The organism is Heliomicrobium gestii, from assembly GCF_009877435.1.
Classification (GTDB): Bacteria; Bacillota; Desulfitobacteriia; order Heliobacteriales; family Heliobacteriaceae; genus Heliomicrobium; species Heliomicrobium gestii.
The window spans coordinates 1-19,198 of sequence record NZ_WXEX01000013.1; the positions used below are offsets into that span (position 1 = coordinate 1).

Annotated in this window: 17 protein-coding genes; 6 read left to right on the top strand and 11 right to left on the bottom strand. The window is 60.5% G+C overall.

Features of this window, described 5'->3' with window-relative positions; genetic code table 11:
• Positions 1-165: 165 nt before the first annotated feature.
• The 5 genes from GTO89_RS13775 to gyrA form a co-directional block, all read right to left on the bottom strand.
• Complete coding sequence (locus GTO89_RS13775; protein ID WP_161262678.1) at positions 166-1,341, bottom strand: ABC transporter permease; 1,176 nt, start codon at positions 1,339-1,341, stop codon at positions 166-168.
• The gene (locus tag GTO89_RS13780; protein WP_161262679.1) at positions 1,341-1,967 is read right to left on the bottom strand and encodes an ATP-binding cassette domain-containing protein; all 627 of its coding nucleotides are present in this window, start codon (positions 1,965-1,967) and stop codon (positions 1,341-1,343) included. The genes GTO89_RS13775 and GTO89_RS13780 overlap by 1 nt, the downstream gene beginning before the upstream one ends.
• Positions 1,968-1,983: 16 nt before the next feature.
• On the bottom strand, positions 1,984-3,141 hold the full coding sequence (locus tag GTO89_RS13785; protein WP_161262680.1) for an HlyD family secretion protein: 1,158 nt from the start codon (positions 3,139-3,141) through the stop codon (positions 1,984-1,986).
• 291 nt (positions 3,142-3,432) lie between these two features.
• On the bottom strand, positions 3,433-4,014 hold the full coding sequence (locus tag GTO89_RS13790) for a TetR/AcrR family transcriptional regulator (RefSeq protein ID WP_161262681.1): 582 nt from the start codon (positions 4,012-4,014) through the stop codon (positions 3,433-3,435).
• Between the two features lie 106 nt (positions 4,015-4,120).
• The gene (gene gyrA / locus GTO89_RS13795; protein WP_161262682.1) at positions 4,121-6,559 is read right to left on the bottom strand and encodes a DNA gyrase subunit A; all 2,439 of its coding nucleotides are present in this window, start codon (positions 6,557-6,559) and stop codon (positions 4,121-4,123) included.
• Between the two features lie 306 nt (positions 6,560-6,865).
• Here gyrA and GTO89_RS13800 point away from each other — a divergent pair, with 306 nt between their 5' ends.
• The 6 genes from GTO89_RS13800 (at position 6,866) to GTO89_RS13825 (ending at position 12,302) form a co-directional block, all read left to right on the top strand.
• Positions 6,866-8,110, top strand: coding sequence for an ABC transporter substrate-binding protein (locus GTO89_RS13800; protein WP_161262683.1), 1,245 nt, complete (start codon positions 6,866-6,868; stop codon positions 8,108-8,110).
• Positions 8,111-8,206: 96 nt separating this feature from the next.
• Complete coding sequence (locus GTO89_RS13805; RefSeq protein WP_161262684.1) at positions 8,207-9,088, top strand: branched-chain amino acid ABC transporter permease; 882 nt, start codon at positions 8,207-8,209, stop codon at positions 9,086-9,088.
• Positions 9,089-9,093: 5 nt separating this feature from the next.
• Positions 9,094-10,044: a branched-chain amino acid ABC transporter permease gene (locus tag GTO89_RS13810; RefSeq protein ID WP_161262685.1), complete on the top strand. Its 951-nt coding sequence runs from the start codon at positions 9,094-9,096 to the stop codon at positions 10,042-10,044.
• 4 nt (positions 10,045-10,048) lie between these two features.
• Positions 10,049-10,801 carry an ABC transporter ATP-binding protein gene (locus tag GTO89_RS13815; protein ID WP_161262686.1) on the top strand — a complete coding sequence of 251 codons (753 nt, stop codon included), beginning with the start codon at positions 10,049-10,051 and terminating at the stop codon, positions 10,799-10,801.
• A gap of 8 nt (positions 10,802-10,809) precedes the next feature.
• Positions 10,810-11,529, top strand: coding sequence for an ATP-binding cassette domain-containing protein (locus GTO89_RS13820; RefSeq protein WP_204758253.1), 720 nt, complete (start codon positions 10,810-10,812; stop codon positions 11,527-11,529).
• A 149-nt stretch (positions 11,530-11,678) separates the two neighbouring features.
• Positions 11,679-12,302, top strand: a complete 624-nt coding sequence (locus tag GTO89_RS13825; RefSeq protein ID WP_161262688.1) for a nitroreductase family protein — start codon at positions 11,679-11,681, stop codon at positions 12,300-12,302.
• 125 nt (positions 12,303-12,427) lie between these two features.
• Here GTO89_RS13825 and GTO89_RS13830 read toward each other — a convergent pair whose 3' ends face one another.
• The 6 genes from GTO89_RS13830 to GTO89_RS13855 all read right to left on the bottom strand — a co-directional run bounded on the left by GTO89_RS13830 (position 12,428) and on the right by GTO89_RS13855 (position 19,194).
• The gene (locus GTO89_RS13830; RefSeq protein ID WP_161262689.1) at positions 12,428-14,512 is read right to left on the bottom strand and encodes a (Fe-S)-binding protein; all 2,085 of its coding nucleotides are present in this window, start codon (positions 14,510-14,512) and stop codon (positions 12,428-12,430) included.
• Entirely contained in the window at positions 14,509-15,480 is a 972-nt protein-coding gene (locus GTO89_RS13835) for an electron transfer flavoprotein subunit alpha/FixB family protein (protein ID WP_161262690.1), read from the bottom strand. The genes GTO89_RS13830 and GTO89_RS13835 overlap by 4 nt, the downstream gene beginning before the upstream one ends.
• A 76-nt stretch (positions 15,481-15,556) precedes the next feature.
• A complete protein-coding gene (locus tag GTO89_RS13840) occupies positions 15,557-16,321 on the bottom strand; it encodes an electron transfer flavoprotein subunit beta/FixA family protein (RefSeq protein WP_161262691.1) in 765 nt (254 codons plus the stop codon).
• A gap of 14 nt (positions 16,322-16,335) precedes the next feature.
• On the bottom strand, positions 16,336-17,118 hold the full coding sequence (locus GTO89_RS13845; protein ID WP_161262692.1) for an enoyl-CoA hydratase-related protein: 783 nt from the start codon (positions 17,116-17,118) through the stop codon (positions 16,336-16,338).
• A gap of 82 nt (positions 17,119-17,200) precedes the next feature.
• Positions 17,201-18,343, bottom strand: a complete 1,143-nt coding sequence (locus GTO89_RS13850; protein WP_161262791.1) for an acyl-CoA dehydrogenase — start codon at positions 18,341-18,343, stop codon at positions 17,201-17,203.
• The gene (locus GTO89_RS13855; RefSeq protein ID WP_161262693.1) at positions 18,343-19,194 is read right to left on the bottom strand and encodes a 3-hydroxyacyl-CoA dehydrogenase family protein; all 852 of its coding nucleotides are present in this window, start codon (positions 19,192-19,194) and stop codon (positions 18,343-18,345) included. Before GTO89_RS13855 ends, GTO89_RS13850 begins: the two co-directional genes overlap by 1 nt.
• Positions 19,195-19,198: the final 4 nt, after the last annotated feature.

Here is a 19,198-nt window from a genome sequence, read left to right on the forward strand (position 1 = left end):
CGTCACCGCTTGCCGGCGACATTTATAAATATTATCACCATTTTGTCGCAATTGCAAGAGATTTTTTTGCTGTAATTTTTACCACACGCTTCAAAACCCTGTCTCGCGACACGAGATGTATCTTACCACTTCACGCTCGTCATGTCAATTGGAAAATTAACGATTTTACTCCAGATTTACGAGTTTCCCTGTCTCCCGTTGCCGCCGCCAGAGCATCATGCTGCCGAGAATACCGGCGACACCCAATAGAAAGAGGACGAGCAACTGATATCCCACCGCGGATAGGGGCGCGCCTTTCACCCCGACGATGCGGAAAGCGGCCAGGTAGTGGGTCAAGGGAAGGCAGTTGGAAAAAGCGACGAGCGGCGCTGGCATCTTGCTCAAGGGCCAGGTGAAGCCGGAGACCAGAAAGGACGGTGTGGCGATCAACAGGATGATCTGGTTGGCCCGCAGTTCGTCGGGCACAAGATTCGATACGATCAAGGCAATTCCTACTAGAGACACCGTAAAGGCAAGGGAGATCATAAATAAATCAAAGCCGGCGCCCAGAATGCTGATCTCGGTCAGTTGGTTTGCCAGGACGAGCATAAGGAAGCAGTTAAACAGGCAGATCACAAAGTAGGGCAAGGCCTTGCCCAACACGACGGCCGTGACCGGCATCCGCGATGCGACGAGGATCATGTTGGTCCCCCGCTCCTTCTCCCGGCAGAAGGCGCCCGACATGGTCGTCAGCATCACCTGTTGCAACACCGTCGCCACCAGGCCGAAGAGAAGAAAGACACGGTAGTTGTAAGCGGGGTTATAGCCAACGCGGATGGTGGCGTTGATCGGCTGGAGCATCGCCTTGGCCTTCGCTGGCACGATGCCATTTGCTTCCATCATACGCAACGTAACGCCTGCTGACACTGTCTGAAGAACCGTAGAGGTCCCTTTGGTCGCGCCGTTGGAGATGAGCATGTTGGTGCCATCGATCAGCGTCAACACCTGGGTCGACTTGCCTTCCTTGACATCGCGGTTCAGGTTCTCGGGAATGATGACGGCCACATCGGTCTCCCCGGTCTGGATCCGCTGTTCCGCCTCTTCCGTCGTGTTGACAAGCCCCTGGTAACGGAAGAGTTCCGATTGACCGTACATATTGATGATTTCCCGGCTTAAGGGGCTGCGATCATCATCGACAATGACCAGGTTCATCTCCGTCACCCGCTGACCGTCGTACAGATAGGCGAAAAGCCCGAAGGTGATCAGCGGCGCCAGCAGGATCAAAAAGACCGTTCTCCGGTCCCGCAGGATATGGGTGAATTCCTTTGCCGCCATCAACAGGATTTGTTGCGCCAGTTGCATCAGAATTCCCCCTTCCGATTGCCCAGATCGATCTGGCGGTGGCACCGCCCCACCTCATCGCGGTTGTGACTGAGAAAGGCGATGGCGCGCACCGGATGGGCCTCAGCGGCGCAGCTCTCGGCGAGGACCTGCCAAAAGCGTTCCCGCTCGCGCGAGGGCATCTCCCGCGTGGCTTCATCGAGAATGATCAAGTCGGGATCAACGGACAGAAAGGCGGCCAATTGCAGAAACATCTTGCCCGTAAAGGACAGCGCGGCGGCGCGCCTTTTTGCCTGGTCTTGGAGGTGGCAAAAGGACAAGAGACCCTCCATCCGCCCGTCGATCTGCCGCTCGGGAACGGAAAAGGCGCTGGCCACGAAGCGGACATTCTCCTCCACCGTCAAATCGGCATAGAGGAAAAAACGCTCGGGCACAAAACCGACGCGCCCGCAATGGAGGTTTACCTCACCAGCCGTCGGTCGAGTCAGTCCGGTCATCACCTGAAAGAGCGACCAGCGGGCATCGCCGTCAGGCAGATAGATGCCCGTCAACCCCGCGTCTTCAATATGTAAGGAGATGTCTTGCAGCAGCGGCCGATCGGGCCGCCCGAGCGAGACATTTTTCAATTCCAACAGCGTCTGTGCCATCGGCTATCCACCGCCCTTACCGGCTGGAACCGGTCGTTCCCGCCGGGAGATACACCTTGGCTGTCATCCCCTGTTTGAGGATGCCTTCGGGGTTGGGCAGTTCCACCTTGATGCCGAAGGTTTTTCGATCAAAGTCTCCCATGTCGTGGCTGGCTTTTTTCGTGGCAAAGTCGGCGCTGGCGCTGATCCAGGTGAGTTTGCCGGTCAGCCGGTTTTCCAGGCCTTCGACGGAAACGCTGATCTCCTGATCCTGTTTCAGCTTCGTTACCTGTTCTTCAGGCACATTGGCCTTGACCCAGACGGTGTCGATATCGACCACGGTGACGATGGGCAGCCCGGCCGCCACCATTTCCCCCGCTTGCACCAACTTCGCCGTGACGACACCCTTTTGCGGCGCCCGGATCACCGTGTTGTCCACCATGGCCTGGGCGGCGTCAACCGTCGCCTGGGCCTGATCGGTCACCGCCGCCTTCAACGGCACCTGAATCCGGGAGGCGACAGCCAGCTGCAAGGATGCGGCGGCCTGATCGACCTGCGCCTGCGCCGCGTCGATTTCTTCCTGCCGGGCGCCCGCCTCGATGAGAGACAGTTTTTCCTTCGCCATGTTTAAAGTGGCCTGCGCGGCATCGGTCGCCGACTGGGCGTCATCCCGTAGCTTGGTCGACGCGGCGCCGCTTTCAAAGAGCTTCACCGTTCGATCAAGGTTCAACTTGGCATTGTCATAGGCGGTCTGGGCCTGATCGACGGCCGCCCGCGCCTGTCCAATCTCTTGGGGACGAGCGCCGTTTTTCAAACCGTCCAACTTCGCCCGAGCGGCATCGAGTACCGCCTTGGCCTGGTCCACTTGTCGATCGACCGTATCTGCCGTCAGTGTATGACCATACTGCGCCTGCACCAGGGTCGCTTTGGCCTGATTCAATTGCTCCGCCAGTTCGCGACTTTCGAGGCGAGCCACGATTTGCCCGGCTTCCACACGGTCACCCTCTTTGACGAGAACCTCCTGCACCCGGCCGGCGATCTTGGGCGCAATGCTGAATTCCGTTCCCTCCAGATAACCGGTCGCCGGCTCGCCCGCTTTCACCTTTGCCCGCGAAGCCCAGGGAAAAACGGTGAAACCGATGGCCGTGAACAGCACTGCGCCGATGGCGATGGCAACCGTCAGCCGCTTGTTCATGGTATATTCACCTCTTTATGTACTGACTGGTCAGTTTAATTTGATACCTTGATTATAGAGCCACAATCTCGGGGTCGTCAACTGATAAACACGTTTGCCTTCGCCGGTCAATGACCGACCCCCGTTCGTTCCGCCGGCGATGGGAAAACAGAAAAGGACCGCCAGTTGTCGTTCCAGGCGGTCCTTCCCTCATCCCTATTATATGACGTTGTTCCCTGTCGATCAATGAGCGGCCATAATTTTGAGGCCTTTCGCTTTTATGCGGCTCTTTTCATCGCTCATGCTTCGGCCTTATGGCTTGCTCGTCCCCTGCGACCTTGCTCCATGGACATACTGTTGAAACAGAAAATCCCCAAGTTGTTCACAGTTGATCGCTTCGCCGTCGAGGATCACCCGCAAGGCGACGACCGAGACGAGACCGAAGAGTCCTGTCGCCGAGAGCTCCGCCGGCATGGGGCGCAGTTGGCCTTGTTCCATGCCCGACAGGATGATGCCTGACAGGTGGTTGTAGAACTGGTGGAGGAATTGGCGAAACTGGGTTTGACGCTCCCGGTTAAACCAGACGCCCACCAGCATCAGTTGGCAGAAATCGCGGTTCTGATCAAAAAAGCGGACCAGCGCATGGATCGCCTGGCGCAGTTGTTCGATGGGATCCTCTGTGCCAGCGACGGCTTCGCGGATGTATTCGGATAGTCGTTCGGTCCCTTCCTCCATCAAAAAGGCGATCAGATCTTCCTTGCCGTCAAAATGATAGTACAAGGTGCCTTTGGCCACACCGGACCGCTCGGCCACCTCGTCCATCGTCGCTCGATCAAAGCCCTTTTCGGCAAAGATATCGACGGCGCCCTGAAAAATCTGCTCCACCTTGCGCATGGCTGCCCCTCTTTCCCCGTCTGCCGCTCTTCACTGTCAATCCGCCGGGTCATCCCCGCTAGAAGGTATCTCTCGAGAGAGTATGCTGTGTCAACACCGTTTAGGATTACTCGTCGTCATCGTCCCGCATGGCGACGCGGGCGAGGGCGACCACCTTGTCGTTGGCGCTCATGCGCATGATGTTCACGCCCTGGGTGACACGGCCAAGGATGCTGATCTCATCGACATTTAAGCGGATGATGACGCCCTCGGCAGAGATGACCATCAACTCGTCGCCCGGTCGGACCACCTTGATGCCCGCCATCAAACCGGTCTTGTTGGTGAGGCGCATGGCCAGGATGCCCTTGCCGCCGCGGTTTTGTTTGCGGTACTCCGTCAGAGGCGTCCGTTTGCCCATGCCCAGTTCGGTGATCATCAGCAGCTCATCGTCATCCTTGACCGCGTCGAGGGCGACGACAAAGTCTCCATGGGCCAGTTCGATGCCTTTGACACCGCGGGCCGTCCGGCCCATCTCCCGCACATCTGTCTCGTTGAAGCGAACGGCGTTGCCGTTGCGGGTGGCCAGCAGGATGTCGCTCTGCCCGTCGGTGAGCTTGACGCCGATCAACTCGTCGCCGTCATCAAGGGTCAGGGCGATCAGGCCCTCCTTGCGCGCCGTGTGATAGTGCTGGAGGGAGGTCTTCTTGACGATGCCGCTGCGGGTGGCCGTGAAGAGGTACTGATCGGCGGCAAACTCCTTGACCGGGATGACGGCGTTGACCTTCTCGTCGCCGGTGATCGCCAGCAGGTTGACGATGGCCGTCCCCTTGGCTGTCCGCGACGCCTCGGGGATTTCGTGGGTCTTCAGGCGGTAGACCTTGCCTCGATCGGTGAAAAAGAGCAGGGTGTGATGGGTCGTGGTGACAAAGAGGTGCTCCACAAAGTCGTCCTCTTTCGTCCCCATCCCGGTGACCCCCCGGCCGCCCCGGCGCTGGGCCTTGTATGTATTGACGGGCAGGCGCTTGATGTAGCCGTTGTGGGTGATGGTGATGACAGCGTCCTCTTCGGCGATCAGGTCCTCCACATCGATATCGGCGCCGCCGCCGGTGATCTCGGTCCGGCGGGGATCGGCAAATTTATCCTTGATGTCCGAGATCTCTTTTTTGATGATATCCAAGACCATTTTCTCGGAATTGAGGACAGCGCGAAAATAGGCGATGCTCGATAACAACTCCTGATACTCGTTCTCGATCTTTTCGCGTTCCAGGCCGGCCAGGCGTTTGAGGCGCATGTCCAGGATGGCTTGCGCCTGCTTTTCGCTGAGGCGAAACTCTTCCATCAGGATGGGCCGGGCCTCATCCTCTGTCCGGGAGGTGCGGATGATCTCGATGATGCGGTCGATGTTGTCGATGGCGATGCGCAGGCCTTCGAGGATGTGGGCGCGCGCCTCGGCCTTCTCCAGATCAAAACGGGTCCGGCGGACGATGACGTCTTTTTGATGTTCCAGGTAGTAGTAGAGCATGTCGCGCAGGTTAAGGACCTTGGGCACGCCCTCGACAAGGGCCAGCATGTTGACGCCGAAGGTCTCCTGCATCTGGGTGTACTTGAAGAGCTGGTTGAGGACGATCTGGGGATTGACGTCGCGGCGCAGCTCGATGACGATCTGCATGCCCCGCCGGTCCGATTCGTCGCGCAGGTCGGTGATGCCATCGACGCGTTTGTCCCGCACCAGTTCGGCGATGCGCTCCAGCAGTCGCGACTTGTTCACCTGATAGGGAATTTCATGGACGAGGATGCGCATCTTGTTGCCGTTCATCTTTTCGATGCGGGCTTTGGCGCGCATGATGATGGAGCCCCGACCGGTTGTGTAGGCCTGGCGGATGGCATCCCGTCCCATGATCAATGCGCCGGTGGGGAAGTCGGGGCCCTTGACGACCTTCATCAGATCCTCGACGCCGACCGTCGGGTTTTCGATCATCATGACGACGGCGTCGATCAACTCCGTAAGGTTGTGGGGCGGGATATTGGTGGCCATGCCGACAGCGATGCCCGAGGAACCGTTTAAGAGCAGGTTGGGCACCCGCGACGGCAGGACCGTCGGTTCCTCGCGCTTGTCGTCATAGTTGGGTTTGAAATCGACGGTGTTCTTGTCGATGTCGGCCAGGATGTGGCTCGTGATCTTGGCCATGCGCAATTCCGTATACCGCATGGCCGCCGCCGGATCGCCGTCGACGGAGCCGAAGTTGCCGTGGCCGTCGACGAGCATGTAGCGGGTGGAAAAAGGCTGCGCCAACCGGACAGTGGCGTCATAGATGGCCGCATCGCCGTGGGGATGGTAGCGGCCCATGACGTCACCGACGAGACCGGCCGATTTGCTGTAGGGCTTGTCAGGGGTCCGGCCTGTTTCATAGAGGGTATAGAGAATCCGGCGATGAACAGGCTTGAGCCCGTCTCGCACATCGGGCAAGGCCCGGGAAACGATGACGCTCATGGAGTAATCGAGGAAGGATTTCTTCATCTCGTCTTCAAGTTTGATGGGTACGATTTTTCCGACTATATCTGACATTGGAGTGTTCACCTCATGTCATATTCCGTGCGATGTCCGCGTATACGGTGCTCATCTTTACTATTATAACCAATGTTGCCGCCTCTTTCAAAGGTTGCCTGGTTGGCGCCTCTTGCACAGGGCCAAGGGGCCTGTTTTCACTTTTTTCTCCGCCGCCAGCAGGAATAACGGGGACAGGGTTGAATATATGTTTTCTGAATTTACTGATTATTCTATCAAATTAAACGAAGGGGGTGGTGTCTCTCCGTTGGCCTGGATCCTGACCGGCAAAAGTTAAAAAACCATTTGGAAAGGAAGGCTGCGCAAATGATTTCGTGGCGCCATGGCTCACTCGCCCGCTCGATCGGCGGAATGTCCATCCTCTGTATGTTGACGGCGACGCTCCTGGCCGGCTGTGGCGGGGGTAGCAGCCTCGCGGCGAAAACCGGCGGCGGATCAGCCGGCAACAGCGCCGGCAAGGGGATCAAGATCGGCGCTCTTGTCGACAAGTCCGGAAAAGGCGCCGACTGGGGAAAGAAAAATGAGATCGCCGCCAAAATCGCCGTCGACGAGATCAACGCAGCCGGCGGCATCAACGGTTCCAAAATTGAACTGGTCGTCAAAGACACGGGCGGAAAAAACGAGGAGGCCGTCAACCTGACGCGCACCCTCGCCGAAGAGGGCGTCGCCGCCATCGTCGGTCCCTTTTTCAGCGGCGAATGCGAGGTGGCCTTTCCCCAGGCCAACAAGCTGAGTGTTCCCATCATCTCTCCCTCGTCCGCCAAGGCCGGCGTCTCCGAGAAAAACCGCCCCTGGGCCTTTCGCAACAGCATGACCGACGACAAACTGCTCCATGACGCCACGCCGCGCTTTGTCAACGCCTATAACGTCAAGGCGGTGGCCGTCATCCATGATGAAAAAGACGCCTGGTCCAAAGCGGTCGGCACGACCGATCTCCCCCGCGAATTCAAGGCCCTCGGCGTCACCATCGTCAACGAGGGCAACTTCCTGACCTATAAGACGGGCGAGACCAACTTCGCCGCCATCGTCACCCAGATCAAGACGCTGAACCCCGACGCCATCGCCTTCGGCGGTCTCTACAACGAAGCGGCCAGCTTTGCCAAGGAGATGGAGCGCCAGGGCCTGAAAAAACCGCTCCTCGGCGGCGTGGGCATGTACTCGGCCGCCCTGATCCAACAGGGGGGCAAGGCGGTCGAGGATTTTGTGGCCACTTCCTGTTTCAACGTCTACACCGACAATGCCCGGGTGAAATCCTTCGTCGACAAGTTCAAGCCGGAAGCCGCCAAGATCACCCCGGCCGATGACCTGCCGGGCAGCTTCGAGGCCCAGTTCTATGAGACCTTTTCCATGCTCGCCGACGTGCTCAAGAAGGCGAACAAAACCGACGCCAGCCCGGTGGCGGAGCTGCGCGGCGCCGTCAAGGACGGCCTGTCGGGCCTGAAAGACTTCGAGGGCGTGACGGGCAAAACCAGCATGGACGAGAAGGGGGACGGCGTCAAGGCCAATTACCCCATGGTCGTCAAAAACGGCAAATACGAGGTGTTGAAGTAACCGGCGGTGGACAGTTGCAGAGGGGGAACGCCGCCACCCGGCAGGGTCTGTGGCGTTCCCCCTTTCCATTCGCATTGTTGAAACGGGGGATGGCCCATGCTGCTGCTTCAGCAAATCGTAAACGGTGTGATGCAGGGCAGCATTTATGCCCTCGTCGCCATCGGTTACTCCCTGGTCTTCGGCCTCTTGAACCTGCTCAACCTGGCCCATGGGGAGTTGTTCATGCTGTCCGGTTTTATCGGGCTTTTCCTGATGTCCCATTTTGAGTTTCCCCTGTGGCTCGCCCTTCCGTTGACGATGGTGGCCGCCGGCGCCATCGGCGTCGGCGTCGAGGCGCTCTGTTTCCGTCCCATCAAGAAAGAGCACCACCTGGCGCCGATCGTCAGCACCATCGCCTTCGGATCGGTCCTGGTCAACAGCATGGTCAATCTCGTCGGTTCGGAGCCGCAGGTCTTTCCCGCTCACGTGGAAATCCCCGACATCGCCCTCGGCGCTCTGCTGATCAGCGGTTCCCAATTGCTCAGCTTTGTCATCGCCGTCGCCTTGATGGTGCTCCTTTCTTACATCGTGGAAAAGACGAAGCTCGGCCGGGCGATCCGGGCGATGGCCGAAAATGAAAAGGCCGCCCAGATCCTCGGCGTCAATGTGCGCAAGACGGTGATGATCACCTTTTTCATCTCCGCCGCCCTGGCCGGCATCGCCGGCATCCTGGTGGGCCTGCGCTTCGGCAAGCTGAGCCCCTTCATCGGCGCCACCATCGGCCTCAAGGCCTTGGCGGTCATGGTCATCGGCGGCCTCGGCAACATCTACGGCGCCATGCTGGCCGGATTGATCCTGGGCGTCCTCGAAGCGGCCACCGTCGTCATCCCCGGCCTCTCCCCCTATGTGGACGCCGTCATCTGGGGATTCCTCGTCTTCATCCTGCTCTTTAAACCGACAGGGCTCCTGGGCACACGGGTCCAGACGGAAAGGGTGTGAGCGGGATGGAAGAATCGGTGCTCGTCTTTGCCGGCGTCAACGTCATTCTGGCGGTCAGTCTCTACGTCACCCTCTCCACCGGACAGATCTCCCTGGGCCATGGGGCCTTTATGGCCATCGGCGCCTACCTGGCGTCCGTGCTGACCGTCAATGTTCACGTCCACCTCTATGGGGCCATGGCTGCGGCCGCCCTGGTCAGCGGCCTCGTCGGCATCGCCGTCGGTTTTCCGGCCTTGCGGGTGAAAGGGATCTACCTCGCCATCGGCACCCTCGGCCTGTGCGAAGTGGTGGAGGTCTTCTTTCACAAGTTCGAGTACACCGGCGCCGCCTCCGGTTTCAGTGGCATGAGCGGAACGACGATCCCCCTCGTCTGGACTGTGGCGGCGCTGTGCCTGCTCTTTTGCTGGCAACTCAGCCGCTCTCGGATGGGCTGGGCCTTCAAGGCGATCAAGGAGGATGAGGTGGCCGCCCAGACGATGGGCCTCCCCATCACCTACCTCAAGGTGGCCGCCTTCGGCATCAGCGCCGCCATGGCCGGACTCGGCGGCGCCCTCTACGCCCACTACATTTTTTTTATCGATCCGGCGGCCTTCGGCTATCACACGTCCCTGTTGATCCTCTTTTACGTCATCTTCGGCGGCGCCGAGACCTTCTGGGGCGCCGCGCTGGGCGCCTTGCTCCTGACGTTGCTCCCCACCTTCATCCGGGGACTGGAGGAATGGCGCATCACCGCCTATGGCCTGTTGATCATGGCCATGATGGCGGTTCGTCCCCAGGGCCTGATCGCGCCGGAGACGATCAACAGCCTGAAAGCTGTCTTTTCCCGCTCCCCCGGCGCCGGTGGCGCGACCGGTGGCCTGGTCCATCCCGGCGGCCATGCCTCCTCCCTGTCGGCGTCCCATCCAACTACCGCCGTTGCGCCCGAGTCAACATCCGATGAATCCGGGGGAGGATGAGGCGATGCTGGTCGTCGATGAGGTTCACAAGAGTTTTGGCGGTCTCAACGTCATCCATGAAGTCACCTTCCAGGTGCCTGACGGGGCGATCTTCAGCCTGATCGGCCCGAATGGCGCTGGGAAAACGACCCTGTTCAACATGATCACCGGCATCTACCCCATCGACCGCGGCCACATCTCCTACCAGGGGACGATGCTCAATGAACAGAGCCCCCATGCGATCACCCGCCTGGGCATCGCCCGCACCTTTCAAAACATCCGCCTCTTCCCCCACATGACGGTGCTGGAGAATGTGCGGATCGGCCAGAGCCCGCTGATCGGCGCCGGGTTCAAAAGCCTGATTCCGGGGTATCAGCGGGCTCTGGAAAACCGGTTGCGGACGGAAGCGGAACGGCTGCTCGAACTGCTCCATCTGGCCGATAAAAAGCACCGCTCTGCCGCGGAACTCTCTTACGGCGATCAGCGGCGGCTGGAGATCGCCCGGGCCATGGCCACGGGCGCCCGGTTGCTCCTGCTCGACGAGCCGGCGGCGGGATTGAACCCGGAGGAGAGCCAGGAACTGAACCGGATTATCTTAAAAATCCGCGACGAGGGGCACACGATCCTGCTCATCGAACACGACATGTCCGTCGTCATGGAGATCTCCGACTTGGTCGCCGTGATCAACTTCGGCGAAAAGATCGCCGAAGGGACGCCGGCCGAGGTGCAACAAAACCCGCTCGTCCTCGAAGCCTACCTGGGAAAGGATGACGAATGATGGAGACGATCATCAAGGTGTCGAACCTGTCCGTGTCCTACGGTCCCATCCAGGCGCTGCGGGGAATCGATGTGGAGGTGCGCCGGGGCGAAACGGTGACCCTGATCGGCGCCAATGGCGCCGGTAAGACGACGCTGCTGCGGGCGCTGTCGGGCCTGTTGAAACCGAAGGAAGGAATGATCGAGCTTTTCGGGCGGGATATCGGCCGCAGCGCCCCTCACGAGCGGGTGAGGATGGGACTCATCCACGTGCCCGAGGGTCGCGCCATCCTGGGCCGGATGTCCATCGAAGATAATCTGCTCATGGGCGCCTACTGCCGGGAGGATGAGAAGGAAATCCAGGATGATTTGGAGAAAATCTACAACCTCTTTCCCATTCTCCGGGAGCACGCCCGGTTGCCGGCCCGGACATTATCGGGCGGTCAGCAGCAGATGCTGGCCATCGGGCGCGGGTTGATGGCCCGGCCGAAGGTGATGATGCTTGACGAGCCATCGCTGGGCCTGGCGCCGATCGTCATCCGGGAGATTTTCCAGATCATCCGCACCCTCCATGAGCGCGGCATCACCGTTTTGCTGGTGGAACAGAACGCCAAACAGGCCCTCAAGGTGGCCGACCGCGGCTATGTCCTGGAGAATGGCCGGATCACCCATGCCGACACAGGCGTCAACCTGCTGCACAGCGAGGAGGTCACCAAGGCCTATCTGGGCGAGCGAAAACAATTGGCCTAAAACCGGCATGGACACCGGCAATCAATAATTTCAATGCGCAGCGGATCGGCAGCGGCGCCGGCACCGGCGAGTGGACGGGATGATCGCAGCGGAAAGGCAGTTTTGGATCGTGATTCATTATGGAAAATCATCAAGAAGGGAGAACACCGATGGAACTGATAACCGCCATTGAGGGACGAAGAAGCATCCGCAAATACAAACGGGAAGAGCCGCCCAAAGAAGCGCTTGAGAAAATCATTGACGCCGGTCTCTGGGCGCCGTCGAACATGAACGTCCAGCCCTGGCATTTCGTAATCGTCCGCGGTGAAAAGCGGAACGAACTGTTGGAGGTGATCCGCCACTCCGGCCAGGCGATCCTGCCGAAGCTGGAACGGATTTTCGCCGACAAGCCGAAGGTGATCAAGTTTACGCTCGATTTTTTTCAGGACCTGGGCAAGGCGCCCATCCTCATCTTCTGCTACGGTCCCGAAGCCTGCGCCCCCCTCTCCGGCGACCTGAGCGCCCAGGAGCGGCGTGTCGCCAATTTCGAGTACTCGACAAACCTCCAGAGCGTATCGGCGGCGATCCAGAACATGCTGCTCGCTGCCCACGAGGCCGGCCTAGGGACCTGCTGGATGACCGGCCCGCTCCATGTGGCTGATGAGGTGAATGAACGCCTCGGCGTCAACGGCAAAGAGCTGGTCGCCGTGATCACCCTGGGCTATGCCGATCAGTCGCCGCCGGCGCCGCCCCGCAAACCGGGCCGGGTAGACTGGCTGGGCTTTGACGACTAACGGTCCAAAAAAATCGATTGCAACAGAGAAGCGGAAGGCCGCGCGTCGAACGATGCGTGGCCTTCCGCTTTGTCATCTTGGTCTTTTGGCTTGAGCGCTCGCCTTGCTCACCGCGGGCCTTTGCCCTAGAGGCTTCGCTCCAGCAATTCCGCCAGGTCGAGCGTCTGCACACGCCCCTCAGCTTCCCGGGCCTTGCAGCCGTCGGTCAGCATGGTGAGGCAATAGGGACAGGCCGAGCAGATCACATCGGCGCCGGTCTGCAGCGCTTCGTCGGTGCGGTTCTCGTTGATCCGGCTGCCCAGGTGTTCCTCCATCCACATGCGCCCGCCGCCAGCGCCACAGCAGAAGGATTTTTCCAGGCTGCGCGGCATCTCGGCCAGTTTCACGCCGTTGACGGCGGCGAGAACCTTGCGGGGCGGCTCATAGATCTCATTGTAGCGGCCGAGGTAACAGGAGTCGTGGAAAGTGACCGTCAGTTCGACCGGTTTGGCCGGACGCAGTTTTCCTTCCCGCACCAGTTGTTCCAGCAGGACCGTGTGGTGGATCACCTCAAAGTCGCCGCCGAATTGAGGATATTCGTTTTTGAGGGTGTTAAAGCAGTGGGGGCAGGCGGTGATGATCTTATGGATGTTGAGTTCCTTCCAGGTCTCCACGTTCGTCATGGCCATCTCCTGGTAGAGGTACTCGTTGCCCATCCGGCGCGCCGTCTCGCCGCAGCACCACTCATCGCCACCCAGGATGGCAAAGGAGACGCCGGCTTTTTGAAGCAGGCGGGTCAGGGAGGCGGTTATCTTGCGCGCCCGGTCGTCGAAGGAACCGGCGCAGCCCACATAGAGGAGGTACTCGGCCTCGGGGGCTTCATCCCAGGTGGGCACATCCAGGCCGTCGGCCCATTCGCCGCGGCGACCCTTGGGCAATCCCCAGGGGTTCCCCTGCTTTTCCATGTTGTTGAAGGTTCGCTGCACGTCTTCGGGAAATTCGCTCTCCGTCAAGACCATGTAGCGGCGCATCTCCACCAGTTTGGGGATATGTTCGTTGCTGACGGGACAGGCTTCCATGCAGCCCCGGCAGGTGGTGCAACTCCAAAAGAAGTCTTCGCTGAAGACCTCGCCGGTCACTTTTTTCTCCAAGAGCGCCTGTTCCGCCTCGGTCAGGCAATCGGCCGCTTCACCGGAAGCGGAGTCGGCCGTTGCCGCCGTTTCCCGAGCGGCTTGCAGCGCTTCGTTGGCGGCGCCCTCCTGAGCGTGGCCGCCATTCCGGCGGATCCGCTCCAACAGGGGGCCCTTCTCGTCGATGTGTTGGCGCAATGTCACATGGAGCGCCTTCGGGTTGAGCGGTTTCCCTGTCTGGTAGGCGGGGCACTGGTCGGTGCAACGGCCGCACTGAACACAGGTATAGGCGTCAAATAACTGTTTCCAGGTGAAGTCCTCCATTTTGGCGACACCGTAGGATTCGACCGACTCGTCTTCAAAATCGATCTTGGAGAGCGCCCCTTTGGGTTCGAGTGATTTCCAGTAGGCGTTAAAGGGCGCGAAGACGAGGTGCAGGTGTTTCGACTGGGGGATCAGAACGGCAAAGGCAAACATGGTGACGAAGTGAACCCACCAGAAGATCCAGACGGCTTTTTCCGCCTGCTCCGGCGAATACCCGGCAAAAAATTGCGACGCCAAGGCAGCCACCGGCGCATAGGCCATCTGCTTGACCCCCTCCCCGGCGGCAAACTGGGCGCCATGGGAGAGGGCTTCACTGGAGACGATGATGAGGATAAAGATCAGGATCAAAAAGGCTTCGCCACTGTTTTCCAGCCGCGCCGGCTTAAAGACGGTCCGGCGAAGCAGGCTGCCGATGACGCCGACGGCCACCAGCACGAGAAAGAGGTCTTTGAGCAACAGATAGGCCGGGTTGTCTCCCACCCCGGGGAGGGGGTGGGAGAAGAGGCCCTCGGCGACCATGTTCAGCACACCGAGACCGAGAATCAGAAATCCCCACATGATCAACAGGTGCAGACCGCCGGAAACAGGATCCTGCAGCACCTTTTTCTGACCTAACACATGGGTGAAAAACGCCTTCCACCGTTCATCGGATCGATCGAAGCGATCTTCCGGCTTGCCTAGCTGGGTGTATTGGTAGCGGCGACGGATCTCGTAGAGTGTGTAACCGCCGGCGACAGCGAGAAGGGCCGAAAAGGCTGCTGCGTTGAGTCCGTTCATCCAGCCTGCTCCGCGTTCCAATCGAGAACCCGTTTAAATTCCTCTGTCAGCAGGGGAACCACTTCAAAGAGATCGCCCACGATGCCATAGTCGGCCACTTTGAAGATGTTGGCTTCGGGATCCTTGTTGATGGCCACGATGACCTTGGAACCGCTCATCCCGGCCAGGTGTTGGATGGCGCCGGAGATGCCGGCGGCGATGTACAGGGTCGGCGAGACCGTTTTGCCCGTCTGGCCCACCTGGTCCTGGTGAGGCCGCCAGCCGGCGTCAACAGCCGCCCGGGAAGCGCCGACGGCGGCGCCCAGCACATCGGCCAGGGCTTCGAGGATGCGGAAGTTTTCGGCGCCCTTCATCCCGCGACCGCCGGAGACGATGATCTCGGCCTCCGTCAGTTCCGGACGCGTCGAGATTTGACGAACCACATCGCGGACAAGGACGCGCAGGTCGTCGGCGGCAAGGGACACGGCCGCTGTCTCGACGGCAGCCGTGCCGCCAACGGCTTCGGCGGCGGCAAACACGTTCGGCCGGACCGTCACGATCAGCGGATGGGCGACGGCTGTGACACGTTGAAAGGCTTTTCCGGCGTAAATGGGCCGGATGAATTGGCCGTCGGCATAGTCGATGATGTCGCTGATCTGACCGGCGCCGACCCGCTGGGCGACGCGCGGCGCCACGTCTCGGCCGGTGGCTGTGTTGGCGATCAGCACGATCTCCGGTTGATCGCGCTGGATCAGTTCGCTGAGCACCCGCGCATATTTGGCCGCCGTATAGCTCTGCAGATCGGCATGATCGGCCACAATCACCTTGCTTACGCCGTAGTTGCCCAGTTCCGGGGCGATGGCGGCGACGCCGTCACCGATCAAGAGGGCTTCCACATCCCCCAGCTGGCGCGCCAGGGTGATCATTTCGAGACTGACTTTTTTCAACTTTTGGTCTTGCGCTTCCGCTACGACCCAAATCTTTGCCATGCTCTATGTTCCTCCCTTATCTCGACTGAATATTCCCCGCCCCTTTGTTGCAGCAGGCAGCGAGGAAGCGGTCTGATCAGATGACTTTGGCTTCTTCCCGCAGCGCGGCCACCAGCGACTGCACAGCGGCGGCGGGATCGTCCTTGTAGACCTTGCCGGCCGCCTTGGCCTTGGGCAGGAAGGTTTCGCTGATCTGAACCTTTGCGGCAACGCCGGCCGGCAGCAGGCTGCTGGCGGGGATGGTTTTCAGTTCCTTTTTCTTGGCCTGCATGATCCCCTTCATGTTGGGGTAACGAGGCTCGTTGAGGCCCCGCTGGGCCGTGATGACAGCCGGCAGGGATGCTTCGAGGACCTCGCTGCCGCCGTCGATCTCCCGCCAGGCGACGGCTTTGTTCCCCTCGATCTCCAACTTCGTCACCACATTGAGTTGCGGCAGGTTCAGTTGTTCGGCCACACGGACGGCCACCTGGGCCGAACCGTCGTCGATGGCCCGCCAGCCGCCCAGGATCAGGTCAAAGCCGTCCTGTTGGATCGCCTCGGCCAAGGCGACGGCGATCACCCCTTCATCGGCGGCCAGGCCGTCCGTGTCGATGCGCACAGCCCGGTCGGCGCCCATGGCGAGGGCTTTGCGCAACGATTCCTGCACTTTGGCGCCGCCGGCGGAGATGACGACCACCTCGCCCTTGCCGGCCTTTTCTTTGAGTTGCAACGCCTCTTCCACGGCGAGTTCATCGTAGGGGTTGATGATGTAAGTGACGCCTTCCGGCACGACGGCGCCATCCTTGACGATGATCCGGTCTTCCGTATCAAAGGTTTGTTTGAGCAGTACGGCAATCTTCACTGATGTAACCTCCTCTATTCACCCTTAAATTCGGCTTTGCGCTTTTGCAGGAAGGCGGCCATGCCTTCTTTTTGGTCGGCCGTCGCGAATCCGCTGGCAAACAACTCGGCCTCATAGGCGATCGCCCGGTTGAGATCCAGGTTGCTGCCTTCCCGGAGCGCCGCTTTGGCGGCGATCACCGCCAGGGGTCCCCGGCCGGCGATGCGCCCGGCGATGGCCTTGGCCTCTTCGATCAGCGATTCGGCGGGAACGACCTTGTTGACCAGGCCGATGCGCAGCGCCTCGTCGCTGCCGATCATGTCACCGGTGTACAGGAGTTGGGCCGCCATGCCCTGTCCAACGAGGCGGGGCAGCCGCTGGGTCCCGCCAAAACCGGGGATGACCCCCAGGGTAACCTCGGGCTGGCCGAAGCGGGCATTCACCGAGGCGATGCGGAAATCGCAGGCCATGGCCAGTTCACAGCCGCCTCCGAGGGCGAAACCGTTGACGGCGGCGATGACCGGCTGGGGCAGTTCTTCGATCCGTTGAAAGGCCCGCTGGCCCAACCGGGAGAAGGCCCGGGCTTCGGCCAGGTCGAAGGCGCTCATCTCGGCGATGTCGGCGCCGGCGACAAAGCTTTTTTCCCCGGCGCCGGTCACGATGACGGCGGCGATCGACCGGTTATCGGCGATGGCCGCAAAAGCCTGGTCCAACTCCAACAAGAGGGCCCGGTTCAGCGCGTTGAGCGCTTTGGGGCGGTTGATTGTCACGATGGCGATGGACCCTGCCGTTTCGTAAATCAGGTGTTGAAAATCCATCAGCGCCCTCCCATAAGCAAAAATGATGATGTTGCCGGTTCCCTGTTGGGAAGCCCGGATCGCTTTTTAACTGAGCCATCGCTCATCGAAGGAGATGCCGCGCGATGACCATCTGCTGGACCTGGTTGGTCCCCTCGTAGATCTGGGTCACCTTGGCGTCGCGCATGTACCGTTCCACCGGGTACTCCCGCGTGTAGCCGTATCCGCCCAGCAGTTGCACACAATCGGAGGTGACCCGCATGGCCGTATCGGTGGCATATTTTTTCGCCATGGCCGCCTCCTTGCCATGGGGGCGGCCGGTCGTCTTCAGCCACGCTGCCCGGTAGACGAGCAGCCGGGCCGCGTCGATCTCGGTGGCCCGATCGGCCGCCAGCCACTGGATGCCCTGGTTGGCCGCGATCGGCCGGCCGAACTGTTCGCGCTGTTTGATGTACCGGAGGGCGTAGTCGAAGGCGCCAGCAGCGATGCCGAGACCCTGGGCGGCGATGGCGATGCGGCCGCCGTCAAGCAGTTGCATGGCCACCGTAAACCCCTGGCCGCTGTCGCCGAGAACGTTCGCCTTCGGCACGAGGGCGTTCTCAAAGTGAAGTTCGCAGGTGACCGAGCCGTGCAGGCCCATCTTTTCCACCGGCTTTGAGATTGTCAGACCGGGCGTGTCCCGCTCGACGATCAGGCAGGTGATCCCCTTCGCGCCCCGGCTGGCCGGCTCGGTGCGCACAAAGGTGACGAAGAGTCCCGCCTCGCTGGCGTTGGTGATAAAGACCTTGCTGCCGTTGAGCCGCCAATGGTCGCCCTCATCAGCGGCCATCAAGGCGAGACTGGCGGCGTCCGAACCGGCGTTGGGCTCGGTCAAGGCATAGGCGCCGATCATCTCGCCGGTGACCAGGCGGGTCAGGTATTTCTCCCGCTGGACATCAGACCCGAACCGGGCGATGCTGGCGCAGGCGAGACCCGTGTGAACGGCCACGATCACCGCCGTCGAGGCGCAGACCTTGGCCAGTTCCTCGATCATCAGCACATAGGACAGGTACTCGCCGCCGGAGCCGCCGTATGCTTCCGGGATGGTGAGACCGAGCAGCCCCAGTTCGCCCATCTTTTGGATCGTTTCCCGGGGAAAGCGATGCTCCCGGTCGACCCGCTCGGCGAGGGCAGCCACCTCGTTGCGGGCCAGCTTGCGGACCATCTCCAAAAAGAGTTCCTGCTCCTCGTTCAGCGCGAAGTCCATCAAGCGTACCGGTAAAAGCCGCGGCCCGATTTGCGTCCCAGCCAACCGGCCTTCACGTACTGGCGAAGGAGCGGGCAGGGCCGATACTTGGGATCGCCGTAGCCATCCTGGAGGACCTCCAAAATGGCCAGCACCGTGTCAAGGCCGATCAGGTCGGCCAGGGTGAGGGGGCCCATGGGGTGATTCATGCCGAGCTTCATGATCGTGTCGATGCTTTCCGCTGAAGCGACCCCTTCATAGAGGCACCAGATGGCCTCGTTGATCATCACCTGCAACACCCGGTTGGAGATGAAGCCAGGCACGTCGCGGCAATCGGCCGGTGTCTTGCCCAGTCGCCGGCTGAGGGCTTCCACCGTTTCGTAGGTCTCATCCGAAGTGGCCAGGCCGCGGATGATCTCGACCAGTTTCATCAAGGGCACCGGGTTCATGAAGTGCATGCCGATCACCTGTTCCGGCCGCTTCGTCACAGCAGCGATCTCCGTGATCGGCAGTGATGACGTGTTGGAGGCGAGGATGGCGCCGGCAGGGGCGTGGCGATCGAGTTCGCGGAAGATCTTCGCTTTCACGTCCATGTTCTCCACGACGGCTTCAATGGCGATGTCGCACTCGGCGACGGCGGCCAGATCGTCCGAAGGGGTCAGCCGCGCCAGTGTCGCCTCCATCTCTTCGGGCGACAACTTCCCTTTTTCCACAAACTTGCCCAGGCTCTTGCGGATCCCTTGCAGTCCTCGTTGGACCACATCCATGTTGACGTCATGCAAGATGGTGGGAATACCGGATTGGGCGGCTACCTGGGCGATGCCGCTGCCCATCTGTCCGGCGCCAATGACCATGATGGCGCGAATCTCCATGCTT

What these genes read in the sequence shown, in the direction of transcription:
- GTO89_RS13775 (WP_161262678.1), bottom strand. Translation starts at nt 1,341, where the DNA reads ATGCAACTGGCGCAACAAATCCTGTTGATGGCGGCAAAGGAATTCACC.
- GTO89_RS13780 (WP_161262679.1), bottom strand. Translation starts at nt 1,967, where the DNA reads ATGGCACAGACGCTGTTGGAATTGAAAAATGTCTCGCTCGGGCGGCCC.
- GTO89_RS13785 (WP_161262680.1), bottom strand. Translation starts at nt 3,141, where the DNA reads ATGAACAAGCGGCTGACGGTTGCCATCGCCATCGGCGCAGTGCTGTTC.
- GTO89_RS13790 (WP_161262681.1), bottom strand. Translation starts at nt 4,014, where the DNA reads ATGCGCAAGGTGGAGCAGATTTTTCAGGGCGCCGTCGATATCTTTGCC.
- gyrA (WP_161262682.1), bottom strand. Translation starts at nt 6,559, where the DNA reads ATGTCAGATATAGTCGGAAAAATCGTACCCATCAAACTTGAAGACGAG.
- GTO89_RS13800 (WP_161262683.1), top strand. Translation starts at nt 6,866, where the DNA reads ATGATTTCGTGGCGCCATGGCTCACTCGCCCGCTCGATCGGCGGAATG.
- GTO89_RS13805 (WP_161262684.1), top strand. Translation starts at nt 8,207, where the DNA reads ATGCTGCTGCTTCAGCAAATCGTAAACGGTGTGATGCAGGGCAGCATT.
- GTO89_RS13810 (WP_161262685.1), top strand. Translation starts at nt 9,094, where the DNA reads ATGGAAGAATCGGTGCTCGTCTTTGCCGGCGTCAACGTCATTCTGGCG.
- GTO89_RS13815 (WP_161262686.1), top strand. Translation starts at nt 10,049, where the DNA reads ATGCTGGTCGTCGATGAGGTTCACAAGAGTTTTGGCGGTCTCAACGTC.
- GTO89_RS13825 (WP_161262688.1), top strand. Translation starts at nt 11,679, where the DNA reads ATGGAACTGATAACCGCCATTGAGGGACGAAGAAGCATCCGCAAATAC.
- GTO89_RS13830 (WP_161262689.1), bottom strand. Translation starts at nt 14,512, where the DNA reads ATGAACGGACTCAACGCAGCAGCCTTTTCGGCCCTTCTCGCTGTCGCC.
- GTO89_RS13835 (WP_161262690.1), bottom strand. Translation starts at nt 15,480, where the DNA reads ATGGCAAAGATTTGGGTCGTAGCGGAAGCGCAAGACCAAAAGTTGAAA.
- GTO89_RS13845 (WP_161262692.1), bottom strand. Translation starts at nt 17,118, where the DNA reads ATGGATTTTCAACACCTGATTTACGAAACGGCAGGGTCCATCGCCATC.
- GTO89_RS13850 (WP_161262791.1), bottom strand. Translation starts at nt 18,343, where the DNA reads ATGGACTTCGCGCTGAACGAGGAGCAGGAACTCTTTTTGGAGATGGTC.
- GTO89_RS13855 (WP_161262693.1), bottom strand. Translation starts at nt 19,194, where the DNA reads ATGGAGATTCGCGCCATCATGGTCATTGGCGCCGGACAGATGGGCAGC.